Below are 12,490 nucleotides of genomic sequence, written 5' to 3'. Positions count from 1 at the left end.
TGGTGCTATGTGATTTGGGGGTCTCGCCAGGTTGGGGTGTTTTCGTCCGTGAGCCGGCGGGCGAGATTGTCGATCATGGCGAGGGTGATCATGGATTCGGAGTTGCCGGGCAGGGTTTCGTAGTCGCGGGCGAGTCGGCGGTGGTGCATGAGCCAGCCGAGGGTGCGCTCGACGACCCAGCGCCGTTTGGTGACGCTGAAGCCTTTGACCTGTGGGTCTTTGGTGACGATCTCGACGTCGACGCCGAGTGTGGCGCCGTGTTCGACGGTTTTGACCTTGAAACCGGCATCGACCCAGGTCTTGGCCAGAGTGGGGTAGGTGGCGGTGGCCTGGTCGAGCAGGTCGTTGCCGATCACGTTGTCGCTGACGTTGGCGGCGGTGACGAGCACAGCGAGCAGTAAGCCGAGGGTGTCGGTGATGATGCCGCGTTTGCGGCCGGCGATCTTCTTGCCGGCGTCGATGCCCTGGGTTTCGAGCGGCACGTTCGTGGATGTCTTGATGCTTTGGGTGTCCATGATCGCTGCGGTGGGCTCGACGGTGCGGCCGTGGTGGTCGCGGACGAGTCCGGTGAGGTTGTAGTTGAGTTCGGTGAAGATCCCTTCCTTGCTCCATAAGGCGAAGTAGCCGTAGACCGTCGCATGTGGAGGAAAGTCGTGGGGCAGGTAGCGCCAGGCGATGCCGGTGCGGTTGACGTAGAGGATCGCATTGAAGATCTCGCGCAGGTCGTGGGTGGGGACGCGGCCCTTGATGCCGAGCTGGGTTCGGGCGTCGGTGCGGGCCTGGCGCCAGGCGCTCAGGCGCGGCTCGATCAGGGCCCAGCGAGCGTCGGACAAGTCGGATGGGTATGCGCGTCGTTCGGTCATGACCTGGGGATACGGTGGCATCGGCGGGCGAGGGGGACACCAGGTCCGTCGATTCCGGGCGGAAAACTAATCAAACACGATCGAGGGATCAAAGGCCGCAGATCTCCTCATATCAGAGTCATCTCGAAAGGGTTGATTCGGGCGTATCGGCCAGCCGTAGCCATGATCGCGGGTTCTCAACCCTCCGATAACTCACCAACGTTATTAAAACGTCCAGTGAGGGGCTGTCTCCTGCGGCTCGACCGGTGGTTGCGGGAGGCGCGTCGGTCGACTAACGTACAACCATATGGTTGTAGGTGAGGGTGGCGAGGACGGCACGGACCGCGTCCTGCATGCGCTCTCCGACGCGACCCGGCGCGACATCCTGGCCCGGGTGACCCGGGCGGGGCACTCCGTCTCCGCGCTGGCCAAGCTCTACCCGATGAGCTTCGCGGCCGTGCAGAAGCACGTCGCGGTCCTGGAGCGGGCCGAGCTGGTGACCAAGGAGCGGCGCGGGCGGGAGCAGATCGTCCACGGCAACCCGGCCGCGCTGCGCAGCGTGGTCGGTGGGCTGCTGGAGACGTACGAACGGATCTGGCGGCAGCGGGCCGACCGGATCGCCGAGATCCTTGAGGAGGAAACGTGACGGTCACCGACACCGTCAAGGACACCGACGCCTTGACCCTGACCTTCGTCGCCGAGTTCGACGCCCCGGTCGAGCAGGTCTGGCGGGTCTGGGCCGACCCGCGCAAGCTGGAGCGCTGGTGGGGCCCGCCGACCTGGCCGGCCACGTTCGTGCGCCACGACTTCGTGGCCGGTGGCGCCGTGCGGTACTACATGACCGGCCCGGACGGCACGAAGGCGCACGGCTGGTGGACGATCACCGCCATCGAGGCGCCCGGCCGGCTGGAGTTCGACGACGGCTTCGCCGATGAGGGCGGCGAGCCGATCGAAGGCGATCGGCCGGTGCACGCGGTGGTGACGCTGCAGGAGCGGGGCGAGGGCACCCGGATGACCGTGGTGTCGCACTTCCCGGACGCCGACACGCTGGAACGGCTGTCGAAGATGGGCATGGAGGAGGGCATGCGCCTGGCGATCGGCCAGATCGACGGGATCCTCTCCGGACGCTGACCCGGAGAGAACCCGGCGGACCGCTCGCCGGCCGCTCGCCGCTCGCCGCCGGCCGGCCGCCCGCTCGCCGGCCGCCCGCTCGCCGGCCGCCCGCCGGCCGCCCGCCGGCCGCCCGCCGGCCGCCCGCCCGCCGGCCGCTCGCCGGCCGCCGACGGTCGGCCGGTCAGGCGGCGGCCGGCTCGGCCGCGACCAACTCGTCGGCGAGCGGGCCCGCCGAGGCGACCCGGTTACGGCCGGCGTTCTTGGCTGCGTACAACGCCCGGTCGGCGGCGAGCACCAGCTCGTCCACGGTCGGCGCGGCCGGCATCCCGGCCATTCCGACCGAGACGGTGACCCGGATCAGCTGGCCGTCGGAGACCGCGATCGGCGCCACCGCCACGCCGCGCCGTACCCGTTCCGCGACGACCAGGGCCGCGTCCGGGTCGGTGGCCGGCAGCAGTACGGCGAACTCCTCGCCGCCGTAGCGGGCCACCATGTCGCCGGGGCGCACCAGCTCCTGCAGGCGGTGGGTGACCTCGACCAGCACCCGGTCGCCGCCGCCGTGCCCGTACGTGTCGTTCACCCGCTTGAAGTGGTCGATGTCCAGCAGCAGCATGCTCAGCGGCTGGCCGGACCGGGTGGCCCGGGCGGCCTCGTTGACCAGCGCCTCCTCCAGGTACCGGCGGCTGCGCAGGCCGGTCAGGCCGTCGGTGATCGCGGCCTGGCGCTGCGCCCGGACCAGCCCCGCCATCCTGGCCAGCACGAGCAGGAACAGCACGATGCACACCGAGGCGGCGGAGAGCACGTGCGGCTCCCGGCCGCTGACGTACTGGATCAGCAGCGAGGCGGGCGCCGTCACCGCGGCCACGGCGAGCACGACGAGCCGGCCGGTGGTGGCGTCCGGGGTGTCGGTGTTCGACTTCGCGACGAGTTTGTCCGCGGACGGGTGCAGTACGGCGGCGCCGAACAGGAAGCTGGAGGCCATCCAGATCGCGTCGAGATAGTTCGCGGCCTGGTACGTGCCGTTCAGCGACTGGATGCTGTACATGGTGTCGGCGTAGAGCACCAGGACGAGGTAGGCGCCGACCAGGCGCAGCGAGAAGCTGCGCGGACCGGCGCCGAGCAGCAGCCGGGCGCCCACCATGATCAGCATCAGATCGCCGACCGGGTACGCCACCGAGACCAGGTTGGTGAAGGTGCCCAGCGTGACGTCGATGGTCGGCGCGATGATGTGCTCGAACACCAGGTACCCGGCGCCGACCGCGACGATCGCCGCGTCGATGGCGCTGGCGCCGTCCCAGCCCGGCGTGCGCCGCCGCACGATCAGCAGCAACGCGGCCGCGGTCAGCGGGTAGCAGGCCAGGTAGCCGAGGTCCGAGACGCTCGGGTACGCGACCTCGCCCTGCACCAGCGCGAGGAAGTAGAAGAGGATGTCGGCCGCGACGCTGGTCAGCGCGGACGCGGCGAGCAGCAGCATGATCGCCCGCAGTGCCGGCTGGCGGTGCGCGGTCAGCAGGCAGCACCCGGCGAAGGTCGCGTTCGCGCTGACGTAGAGGGCGACCTGGGTGCCGGGCCACATCCCGAGGTGGACGAGCAGGTAGTACACCCCGATGACGACCGGCGCCGCGCCCAGGCACACCTGCCAGGCCGCTACCCGTTTCGTCACCACCGCGCCGACGGCTTCACTCATGCCGTAAGGCTCGCCGGGTCCGGGTGCGACGCCGGTGCCGGCGGGTTGCGGTTCAGGTGCCGGCGGCGTCCAGGATCGACGCGAGGTGGCCGATCGGGTCGGGCAGCTCGCCGCCCAGGCAGTCCTCGTACCACACCCGGAACGCGGCGGTGGCGCACCCGACCAGCAGGCGGCGTCGCCAGTCGGCCGGGTCGGCGTCCGGGTGGCGTGCGGCGAGCCGGCCGGCGATGTCCGGGTCGGTGTCGGTGCGGACCACGACCTGGGTGGCGGTCAGGTGGGTGGACTGCTGGGCCACGGTGCGCAGGGCGCGCAGCAGTTCGCGGCGCTCCACCACGTACCGGGCCAGCCGGAGCATCGCGCCGCGCATCACCTCGCGGTCGTCCGCCTCGGGCGGGGCTCCGGTGACGTACTCGGTCACGATCGCGGTCATCTCCCGCACCGGCTCGGTGACCACGTCCTCCTTGCCGGTGAAGTACCGATGGAAGGTTCGTGGCGCGATGTCCGCCGCCGCGCAGATGTCGTGGACCGTGACGTGGTCGTAGCCGCGCTCGATGAACAGCGTCCAGGCCGCGCGCACGGTGGCGACCCGGTTCTGCTCGCGTTTGCGGTCCCTCAGGTTCGTGATCGCCATTCCTCCGCTTTCTGTGACGCCGCTCTCAAGCATCGTCCGTGACGCCCGCCGGCAACAATCTCGTGGCACGCTCTGCCTCGTGGCACATTCTGCCACGAACTTGTGAAGGAGCCTCATGTCCCAAGCCGCCGCTGTGGCCGCGTCCGAGGAGGCCGGCGCCGTGCCGAAGTCGCCCTGGACCGGTAAGCAGCTGATCGTCCTGCTGGTGATCGGCACCGCCGCGCTGATGGTCTCGCTGACCCAGTCCCTGCTGGTCCCGGTCATGTCCGAACTCGGCGTCGACCTCAACGCCAGCAGCGACGGCATCGCCTGGCTGCTCACCTCCACCCTGCTGGTCGGCGCGGTCGCGGTGCCCGCCTTCGGCCGCCTCGGCGACCTCTACGGCACCAAACTGATGGTGCTCGTCTGTCTCGGCGCGCTGATCGTCGGCTCGCTGGTCTGTGCGCTGTCCGACTCCCTGGCGCCGATGATCGTCGGCCGGGCCGTCGTCGGCCTCTCCGTCGCCACCGTCCCGCTGAGCATCAGCCTGGTCGGCGTCACCCTGCCCCGCGAGCACTCCGGCGCCGGGATCGCCCTGATCAGCGCCATGCTCGGGGTCGGTGGCGCGCTCGGCCTCCCGCTGTCCGGCCTGATCGCCGAATACACCGACTACCACGTGCTGTTCTGGATCTGCGTGGCCGGCGGCCTCCTCGCCGTTCCCGGCATCGTCGCGCTGGTGCCGAACCCGCCCCGCGCGGCCAAGGGCCGGATGGACATCGTCGGCACCGTTCTGCTCGGCGCCGCCATGCTGGCCCTGCTGCTCCCGCTCGCCCAAGGCGCGAAGTGGGGCTGGACCGACCCGCTGACGATCGGCCTGCTGGTCGCGGCCGCCGTGCTGCTGATCGTCTTCGTCGTGGTCGAGCTGCGGCTCGCGTCGCCGCTGGTCGACGTGCGCACCACGGCCCGGCCGGCGCTGCTGCTCACCAACATCGCCTCGCTGTTCGTCGGCTTCGCCCTGTTCGCCACCCTGATCGGCACCGCCACCTATGTCCAGATGCCCGCCGTCACCGGCTACGGCTTCGGCACGTCGATCCTGGTCGGCGGCCTGTGCATGCTGCCCGGCGGCATCATCATGCTGCTTCTCTCGCCGCTGTCGGCCCGGCTCGCCCCGCGCACCGGGCTGATCATCGGCTCACTTATCATCGCGCTCGGCTTCGGCTCGCGGATCCTCCTCACCGGCAGTCTCTTCGAGGTGGTCATCGGCGCGACCGTCGCGGGCGCCGGCACCGGCATCGCCTACGCCGCCATGCCCGGCCTGATCTCGCACGCCACCCCGCTGTCCGAGCTGGCCGCCGCCAACGGCCTCAACGCCCTGTTCCGCAGCGTCGGCAGCTCCCTGGCAAGCGCCATCGGCGGCGCGGTCCTCGCCGCGAAGACGATGAACCTGGGCGGCCACGAACTCCCGACCCTGGGCGCCTACCAGCTGCTGTTCGCCCTCTGCGCGGGCGCCGCGGTCCTGGCCGCCCTGCTCGCGCTGCTCATCCCGAAGCACTCGGCGACCGCCGACGCCGCGATCCCCGGGTAGCGGCGCCCGGAGGATGCGGCCGGATGCCGCGACCCCGGTCCAAGGCGGGTCTCGGGTCGCGTCCCCTCACCTGACAGGCCGCTGAGTGGGCTTCGGGCCGCTCACAGGCGACGCGCCCGAGGATGCTGGCACCGGCTGTTCGCGCGCCCTGCTACGGCCGACCACTGTCCTCGGGCGGGGCGATGACCGGCCGAGTGCCGCTCGGGGACCCGCCTGGGCGGATGACCTGTTCCGGGTGCTGCGGCCGGGCGGCCACCTGTTCGTCCACGAGGGGCACCCGGCCGTCCCGCTGTGGTCCTGGACGAGGACGAGCCGCGGATCCGCGCCGACCGCAGCTACTTCGCGCGGTCCTTCGTCAACGACACGTTCCCGGCCGACGGCGCCGTCGAGTCGCAGTGGACCCTCGGCGAGATCGTCACCACGCTGATCGGCGCCGGGTTCACGCTGCGGCACCTGGCCGAGTACCCGGAGCCGTTCTGACGCTGGGCGGGGCTGTCCGCCGCGGCCTGGGCCGGGCGCCTGCCGAACGCCTTCTCACTGCCGGCCCGCCGTTGAGCGGATCCGAACGCGCACCGTCGAGCCGACCGGACGAGCCCGCGTCCGGGCGGTTCCGCGCGGTCGGCGGTCCGGCGCGGCCCGGTGGGGGAGAATTCCATCGCCCGGCACCGAGCCGGGCGGGAGGAAGTGGGGACACATGCAGCAGGCGCGGGCCCGGGTGGAGCACGGCGTGGTCGGTGGCACGTTCAGCCTCGACGGGCAGACCTTCGACGTCGACAACAACATCTGGGTGGTGGGCGACGACACCGAGTGCGTGGTGATCGACGCGCCGCACGACGTGGACGCGATCCTGGCCGTCGCCGGGCAGCGGCGGATCCGGGCGATCGTCTGCACGCACGCGCACGACGACCACGTCCGGGTCGCGCCGGCGCTGCGGGAGCGGACCGGGGCGCCGATCCTGCTGCACCCGGCCGACCGGCCGCTGTGGGAGCTCACGCACCCGGCCGCCACCTGGGACCGGGACCTGGCCGACGGCGACCGGATCGAGGTGGCCGGCACCACCCTGACGGTCCTGCACACCCCGGGACACGCCCCCGGCGCGATCTGCCTGCACGCCCCCGACCTGGGGTGCGTCTTCACCGGCGACACCCTTTTCCAGGGCGGCCCGGGCGCGACCGGCCGCTCGTACTCCGACGCCGACGTGATCGTCGCCTCGATCCGGGCGAAGCTGTTCACCCTGCCCGGCGAGACGGTCGTGCACACCGGACACGGCGACGACACCACCATCGACGCCGAGCGCCGCCTGCTGGACCGCTGACCCGGCGGCGCGGCGCCGCCGGTGGCCCGGGACTCTTCCCGGTACGCGCCGGTGGCCCCGTCCGCGGGCCGGGCTCCGTCCGCGGGCCGGGCTCCGTCCGCGGGCCGGGCTCCGTCCGCGGGCCGGGCTCCGTCCGCGGGCCGGGCTCCGTCCGCGGGCCGGGCTCCGTCCGCGGGCCGGGCTCCGTCCGCGGGCCGGGCTCCGTCCGCGGGCCGGGCTCCGTCCGCGGGCCGGGCTCCGTCCGCGGGCCGGGCCCCGTCCCGTGCCGGGGCCTACCACGGCATCGCCCACCCGCGGATCCGTCGTCGCCGGAACCGCCCGGACGGGGGAATCCCGGGGGATCGGCGTTCGGGGCCCGCGCCGCCGTGATCCCGTGCAGGGTGTGCTGAGACGGACCATCTCCGAGATCACGACACTGGTCATCCTGGCCGCGGTGTCGCCCGCCGCGGTGACCACCGAGGCGGCCGCGGCGCAGCGGCACGGCGAACCGATGCGGCAGGTGGTCGCCGGGGACACGTTCACCTGCGGGCTCAGCGGCACCGAGACGTACTGCTGGGGCGCCAAGTTCCACGGCCAGCTGGGGACCGGCGGCAGCGAGGAGCAGAAGACGTCGACGCCGGTGCGGGTGCGCAGCCCGCGCGGGGTGGTCTTCACCGAGCTCGTCGCCGGTTCCTTCCACACCTGCGGGATCAGCGCCGCCGCGGCCTTCTGCTGGGGCCTGAACACCTACGGCGAGCTGGGCGAGGGCGGCACCACCGACCAGGCCACCCCCGCGCGGGTGCAGGCGCCGCCCGGGGTGGTCTTCACCCAGCTCGCCGCCGGGGATTTCCACACCTGCGGGATCAGCGCCGCCGGCACGTACTGCTGGGGCCAGAACACCTACGCCGCGCTGGGCGACGGCGGGGTCGCGGACCGGACCACCCCGGTGCGGGTGCGCACCCCGCCCGGGGTGGTCTTCACCCGGCTCGCCGCGGGCGGTTCGCACACGTGCGGGATCAGTGACGCCGGGACCTACTGCTGGGGCTCCGGCACCGACGGTCAGCTGGGTGACGGCGGCACCGCGGACCGGCGGACTCCGGTGCGGGTCCGCGCCCCGCGGGGGGTGGCCTTCACCCAGCTGACCGCGGGCATTCTGGTCACCTGCGGGATCAGTGGCGCCGCGACCTACTGCTGGGGCGCCAACCACCTCGGTCAGCTGGGCATCGGTGGCACTGCGGACCGGCGGACTCCGGTGCGGGTCCGGGTCCCGCGCGGGGTGGCCTTCACCCGGATCACCGCCGGCGCCTCCTACGTCTGCGGGATCAGCGGCGCCCGGACGTTCTGCTGGGGCGACAACAGCCACGGGCAGCTGGGTGACGGCGGCACCGCGGGCCGGGCGACGCCCGGGCTGGTGCAGGCCCCGCCCGGGGTGGCTTTCACCCGGCTCGCGGCCGGTTGGGAGCACACCTGCGGGATCAGCGGCGCCCGGACGTTCTGCTGGGGGTGGAACGTCAACGGGCAGCTGGGCGACGGTGGCACCACGGACCGGACCAGGCCGGTGGAGGTGGTGTTCCGCCGCGCCGCGGGAATCCCGGCCACCGGGCGGTGACCGCCGGCCGGCCTATCCGGCGTCGATGCTGACCGCCGCCGGGTGGCTGAGCAGGAACTCGGCCACCCGGTCGGCGGCGACCGCGGCGAAGAAGTCGTGGACCGCGGCCGGGAACTGCTCGCCGCGGTACACCCCGTCCTCGAAGAGCGCCGAGCCGGGCAGGCCGATCGTGGTCATGCGCGACAGGTGCAGCGCGTCGAGGTGAGCGGCCCAGCCGGCGAGGCCGTGCCCGCCGCCGACGAAGGTCAGCGAGTCGCCGAGCGCGCCGGTGAGCCGCGGCAACCGGCCGGGGCTGGTGAGCACGGTGCGCTTCAGCTTCTTCGCCAGCGCCTTGACGAACTGCCGCTGGTGGCGCTGCCGGTCGTAGTCGGAGTGCGGCAACCCGTAGCGCTGGCGCACGTAGTCCAGCGCCTCCCAGCCGGTGAAGGGCACCGGCCGGTCGCTGGTCGGGTAGACCTTCTGCGGTCCGGTGTACGGGCGGTGGCAGTCGTCGTGCCCGGGGCACTCGCTCAGCCGGTCGCGCGGGGTGCCGTCCGGCTTGCGATGCTCGGACACGACGGTCTGGTCGACGACCACGCTCAGGCCGCCCAGCTCGTCGACGAGCCGGGTGAAGCCGCCGAAGTCGAGGATCGCGCCGGCGTCGAACCGGGGGATCCCGGTGAGCTCGGCGACCGTGCGGGCGAGCAGCTGGTAGCCCTGTGCCGGGCGGTACTCGCGGTCGCCGACCCGGCTGCCCAGCGCCATCGCCGCGTTGATCTTGGTGCGTTGCGCGGTGCTGCCGGACTCCGCGAACGCCGGGATCGGCACCACCAGGTCGCGGGGGATGGAGAACAGGAACGCGCCGCTGCGGTCGGCCGGGACGTGCGCCACGATGATCGAGTCGGCCAGCGGCGCGGTGTGCGCGTTGCGTGGATCGATCCCGACGAGCAGGATGTTCAGCGCTCCGCTGATCGGCGCGGCAGCGGCCGCGCGGACGGACGGGACCACCGCCGGCCCGGCGGCCAGGGCCGGGATCATGAGGAGGCTGCCGAGAACCACCCGCAGCCGCGCCCACCGTGGCCCCCGCCCGTGTCCGAACCCGTTCACCCCGGTCCCCCTCGTCACCCGTCCGGTTGTCGCCGACCAGCGGATAATCGCACGCGCGGTGACCGATAGATGCAGAACAGGCGATTTATGCCGTACCGGGGTGGTCCCGGGGCGCCGGTCTGCGGCCCGGGACCCGGGTTGTGGTCGAGGGCCCGTACGGCGAGCTGACCGGCGAGACCTGCACCGGCGGCCCGGTCGTGCGGCTCGCCCGCGGCATCGGCGTCACCCCGCTGCTGTCGCTGCTCGGCGAACTGCCCTACCGGCCCGGCGAGGCCACCCTGATCTACCGCGCGCAGCGAGGCCGAGCTGGTCGTCCGCGCCGGGCGGGAGTGGTTCGCCCGGCACCGCGGGGTGCGGGTGGTCACCCTGCTCGGACCGCGCCGACCGGCCGTCGTGGCTGACCGCCGACCTGTCCTGAACGGGCGCCTGGCAGGGTGGAGGGCATGCGGATCCTGGTCGTGGAGGACGACGCGGCGGTGCGTGACTCGCTCGCGCGCACCCTGCGTTTCGAGGGATATCAGGTGGAGACCGCCGAGGACGGGTCGCAGGCGCTCGACGCGGTCCGCGCCGGCGCGCCGGACGCGCTGATCCTCGACGTCAGCATGCCCCGGATGGACGGGCTGGAGGCGTGCCGGCGGCTGCGCGCGGACGGCGTGCTGCTGCCGGTGCTGATGCTCACCGCCCGCGACAGCGTCGGCGACCGGGTGGCCGGCCTGGACGCCGGCGCCGACGACTACCTGGTCAAGCCGTTCGCCCTGCAGGAGCTGCTGGCCCGGATCCGGGCGCTGCTGCGCCGGTCGGCGCTGGCCGGCACGCCGCCGGAGGAGACGGCGGGCGAGTGGCTGGCCTTCGCCGACGTACGCCTCGACCCCGGCACCCGCGAGGTGCGGCGCGGGGCGCGGACGCTGCGACTGACCCGTACGGAGTTCGACATCCTCGAGGCGTTCCTGCGCCACCCGCGCCAGGTGCTGACCCGGGCCGCCCTGTTCGAGCAGGTCTGGGGGTACGACTTCGGCGAGGGCTCGAACAGCCTGCACGTCTACCTCGGCTACCTGCGCCGCAAACTGGAGGCCGACGGCGAGCCGCGGCTGCTGCACACCGTGCGCGGCGTCGGCTTCGTGCTGCGGGAGGAGCCGCTGTGACACCGTTCCGCCGGGTCGCCGTACCGGTCAGCCCGGCCCGCTGGTGGCGCGCACGCACCCTGCACGCCCGGCTGTCGCTGCTGGTCACCGTCGCGGTCGGGGCCGCCGTGCTGCTCGTGGCAGCCGGCGCCTGGATCGCCGTCCGGCAGATCCAGCGGCACCAGGTCGATCTGGAGCTGCGCAACGACGCCGCGTCGATCGCGGCGAACCCGGCCCAGTGGCTGGCCACCGAGTCGTCGCGCACCCGCGACCCGGGCGGGCGCCCCGGCTACGAACGTGGCGGCCACCGTGGGCGCGAGATCGGCCCGTGCTGGCAGATCCTGGACGCCACCGGGGCCGCGGCCGGTGGCAGCCGGACCACCCTGCCGGTCTCCGACACCGCCCGGGACGTCGCCACCGGCGCCGCCGGCCGGCCCGTGCAGGAGAAGGTCACTCTCGGCGCGGACGACTACCTGATGCTCACCGTGCCGCTCACCGGTGGGGGAGCGGTCCAGGTCGGCATGGACGAGGACCCCGGCGACCGGGTGCTGGCCGCCTTCGCGATGCTGCTCGCCGCCGGCTGCGCGGCCGGGATCGCCGGCGCGGCGTTCCTCGGCCGCACGGTGGCCCGCGCCGGACTGGCCCCGGTGGAACGTCTCACCGCGGCGGTCGAGGACGTCGCGGTCACCCAGGACCTGGACCATCCGATCGACGTGCGCGGCGACGACGAGATCGCCCGGCTGGGCCGCTCGGTCAACGCCATGCTGGCCGCGATCGACGCGTCCCGCCGCGCGCAGCGCACCCTGGTCGAGGACGCCGGGCACGAGTTGCGTACGCCGCTGACCAGCATCCGCACCAACGTGGAGCTGCTGCTGGAACTGGAGCGCCGCCCCGAGCTGGCGCACCGGCTGCCCCCGGAGGAACGCGCCAAGCTGCTCGCCGACCTGGACGCGCAGGTGCGGGAGCTGGCCACGCTCACCACCGAGCTGGTCGAGCTGGCCCGGGAGGAGGCCACCCGGGAGACGATCGAGCCGGTCGACCTCGCCGACGTGGTGTCGGCGGCGGTCGCCCGGGTGCGGATCCGCGCGCCCGGGCTGGTCTTCGACACCTCACTGGCGCCGGCGAGCGTGCTCGGGCGGCCCGGTGAGCTGGAGCGGATGGTGGTGAACGTGCTGGACAACGCGGCCAAGTGGAGTCCGCCGGGGGCCGCCGTCCAGGTCCGGCTCAGCTCGGACGAGCCGGGGTGGACGGTGCTGACCGTGACCGACAGCGGGCCGGGGATCGCGGCCGAGGACCTGCCGTACGTCTTCGACCGGTTCTACCGCGCGCCCGCCGCCCGCTCGATGCCGGGCTCCGGACTGGGGCTGGCGATCGTGGCGCAGACCGCCGGCCAGCACGGGGGCACGGCGGCGGTCGCGGCCGGCGAGGACGGCGGCACCGTGGTCACCATCCGCCTGCCGGCCTGACCGTGCCCGGCGGCCGGTGACTCGCTCCCGGCCGCGACCGCCCCGGCGGCGCCCAGTTGCCCCATGCCGCGCAGGGC

The 12,490-nt window shown here is 73.3% G+C and carries 13 protein-coding genes; 9 read left to right on the top strand and 4 right to left on the bottom strand.

Features of this window, described 5'->3' with window-relative positions:
* Positions 1–5 precede the first annotated feature (5 nt).
* The gene (locus ACTEI_RS21350) at positions 6–863 is read right to left on the bottom strand and encodes an IS5 family transposase (RefSeq protein ID WP_122976141.1); all 858 of its coding nucleotides are present in this window, start codon (positions 861–863) and stop codon (positions 6–8) included.
* A 286-nt stretch (positions 864–1,149) separates the two neighbouring features.
* Here ACTEI_RS21350 and ACTEI_RS21345 point away from each other — a divergent pair, with 286 nt between their 5' ends.
* The gene (locus ACTEI_RS21345) at positions 1,150–1,488 is read left to right on the top strand and encodes an ArsR/SmtB family transcription factor (RefSeq protein ID WP_122979263.1); all 339 of its coding nucleotides are present in this window, start codon (positions 1,150–1,152) and stop codon (positions 1,486–1,488) included.
* Positions 1,485–1,973, top strand: a complete 489-nt coding sequence (locus ACTEI_RS21340; RefSeq protein WP_122979262.1) for an SRPBCC family protein — start codon at positions 1,485–1,487, stop codon at positions 1,971–1,973. The genes ACTEI_RS21345 and ACTEI_RS21340 overlap by 4 nt, the downstream gene beginning before the upstream one ends.
* Positions 1,974–2,136: 163 nt before the next feature.
* On the opposite strand, the gene ACTEI_RS21335 is transcribed toward ACTEI_RS21340, so the two are convergent.
* Positions 2,137–3,642 carry a GGDEF domain-containing protein gene (locus ACTEI_RS21335; protein ID WP_122979261.1) on the bottom strand — a complete coding sequence of 502 codons (1,506 nt, stop codon included), beginning with the start codon at positions 3,640–3,642 and terminating at the stop codon, positions 2,137–2,139.
* 52 nt (positions 3,643–3,694) lie between these two features.
* On the bottom strand, positions 3,695–4,273 hold the full coding sequence (locus tag ACTEI_RS21330) for a TetR/AcrR family transcriptional regulator (RefSeq protein WP_122979260.1): 579 nt from the start codon (positions 4,271–4,273) through the stop codon (positions 3,695–3,697).
* A gap of 115 nt (positions 4,274–4,388) precedes the next feature.
* Between ACTEI_RS21330 and ACTEI_RS21325 the strand changes: the two genes are divergently transcribed.
* The 4 genes from ACTEI_RS21325 (at position 4,389) to ACTEI_RS21310 (ending at position 8,740) form a co-directional block, all read left to right on the top strand.
* Positions 4,389–5,837, top strand: a complete 1,449-nt coding sequence (locus ACTEI_RS21325) for an MFS transporter (RefSeq protein WP_122979259.1) — start codon at positions 4,389–4,391, stop codon at positions 5,835–5,837.
* Positions 5,838–6,128: 291 nt separating this feature from the next.
* Positions 6,129–6,317 carry a hypothetical protein gene (locus ACTEI_RS21320; RefSeq protein ID WP_122979258.1) on the top strand — a complete coding sequence of 63 codons (189 nt, stop codon included), beginning with the start codon at positions 6,129–6,131 and terminating at the stop codon, positions 6,315–6,317.
* A 214-nt stretch (positions 6,318–6,531) separates the two neighbouring features.
* Complete coding sequence (locus ACTEI_RS21315; RefSeq protein ID WP_122979257.1) at positions 6,532–7,152, top strand: MBL fold metallo-hydrolase; 621 nt, start codon at positions 6,532–6,534, stop codon at positions 7,150–7,152.
* A 382-nt stretch (positions 7,153–7,534) separates the two neighbouring features.
* Complete coding sequence (locus tag ACTEI_RS21310) at positions 7,535–8,740, top strand: RCC1 domain-containing protein (protein ID WP_145830878.1); 1,206 nt, start codon at positions 7,535–7,537, stop codon at positions 8,738–8,740.
* A gap of 12 nt (positions 8,741–8,752) precedes the next feature.
* Here ACTEI_RS21310 and ACTEI_RS21305 read toward each other — a convergent pair whose 3' ends face one another.
* Positions 8,753–9,757, bottom strand: coding sequence for an LCP family protein (locus ACTEI_RS21305; RefSeq protein ID WP_122982313.1), 1,005 nt, complete (start codon positions 9,755–9,757; stop codon positions 8,753–8,755).
* Positions 9,758–9,966: 209 nt separating this feature from the next.
* Between ACTEI_RS21305 and ACTEI_RS21300 the strand changes: the two genes are divergently transcribed.
* Genes ACTEI_RS21300 through ACTEI_RS21290 form a run of 3 tightly spaced genes read left to right on the top strand, consistent with a single transcriptional unit; the run spans position 9,967 to position 12,413 of the window.
* Entirely contained in the window at positions 9,967–10,227 is a 261-nt protein-coding gene (locus tag ACTEI_RS21300) for a hypothetical protein (protein ID WP_187645962.1), read from the top strand.
* A gap of 42 nt (positions 10,228–10,269) precedes the next feature.
* On the top strand, positions 10,270–10,968 hold the full coding sequence (locus tag ACTEI_RS21295) for a response regulator transcription factor (protein WP_122979255.1): 699 nt from the start codon (positions 10,270–10,272) through the stop codon (positions 10,966–10,968).
* Positions 10,965–12,413: a HAMP domain-containing sensor histidine kinase gene (locus tag ACTEI_RS21290; protein ID WP_122979254.1), complete on the top strand. Its 1,449-nt coding sequence runs from the start codon at positions 10,965–10,967 to the stop codon at positions 12,411–12,413. The genes ACTEI_RS21295 and ACTEI_RS21290 overlap by 4 nt, the downstream gene beginning before the upstream one ends.
* Positions 12,414–12,490: the final 77 nt, after the last annotated feature.

The organism is Actinoplanes teichomyceticus ATCC 31121, from assembly GCF_003711105.1.
Lineage (GTDB): Bacteria > Actinomycetota > Actinomycetes > Mycobacteriales > Micromonosporaceae > Actinoplanes > Actinoplanes teichomyceticus.
The sequence above is the reverse complement of the archived record's forward strand: the minus strand, read 5'-3'. Positions and strand labels throughout refer to the sequence as shown.

Excerpts from the sequence above, each read along its gene's own strand:
- ACTEI_RS21350 (WP_122976141.1), bottom strand. The coding sequence starts at position 863 with ATGACCGAACGACGCGCATACCCATCCGACTTGTCCGACGCTCGCTGG.
- ACTEI_RS21345 (WP_122979263.1), top strand. The coding sequence starts at position 1,150 with ATGGTTGTAGGTGAGGGTGGCGAGGACGGCACGGACCGCGTCCTGCAT.
- ACTEI_RS21335 (WP_122979261.1), bottom strand. The coding sequence starts at position 3,642 with ATGAGTGAAGCCGTCGGCGCGGTGGTGACGAAACGGGTAGCGGCCTGG.
- ACTEI_RS21330 (WP_122979260.1), bottom strand. The coding sequence starts at position 4,273 with ATGGCGATCACGAACCTGAGGGACCGCAAACGCGAGCAGAACCGGGTC.
- ACTEI_RS21325 (WP_122979259.1), top strand. The coding sequence starts at position 4,389 with ATGTCCCAAGCCGCCGCTGTGGCCGCGTCCGAGGAGGCCGGCGCCGTG.
- ACTEI_RS21315 (WP_122979257.1), top strand. The coding sequence starts at position 6,532 with ATGCAGCAGGCGCGGGCCCGGGTGGAGCACGGCGTGGTCGGTGGCACG.
- ACTEI_RS21305 (WP_122982313.1), bottom strand. The coding sequence starts at position 9,757 with ATGATCCCGGCCCTGGCCGCCGGGCCGGCGGTGGTCCCGTCCGTCCGC.
- ACTEI_RS21295 (WP_122979255.1), top strand. The coding sequence starts at position 10,270 with ATGCGGATCCTGGTCGTGGAGGACGACGCGGCGGTGCGTGACTCGCTC.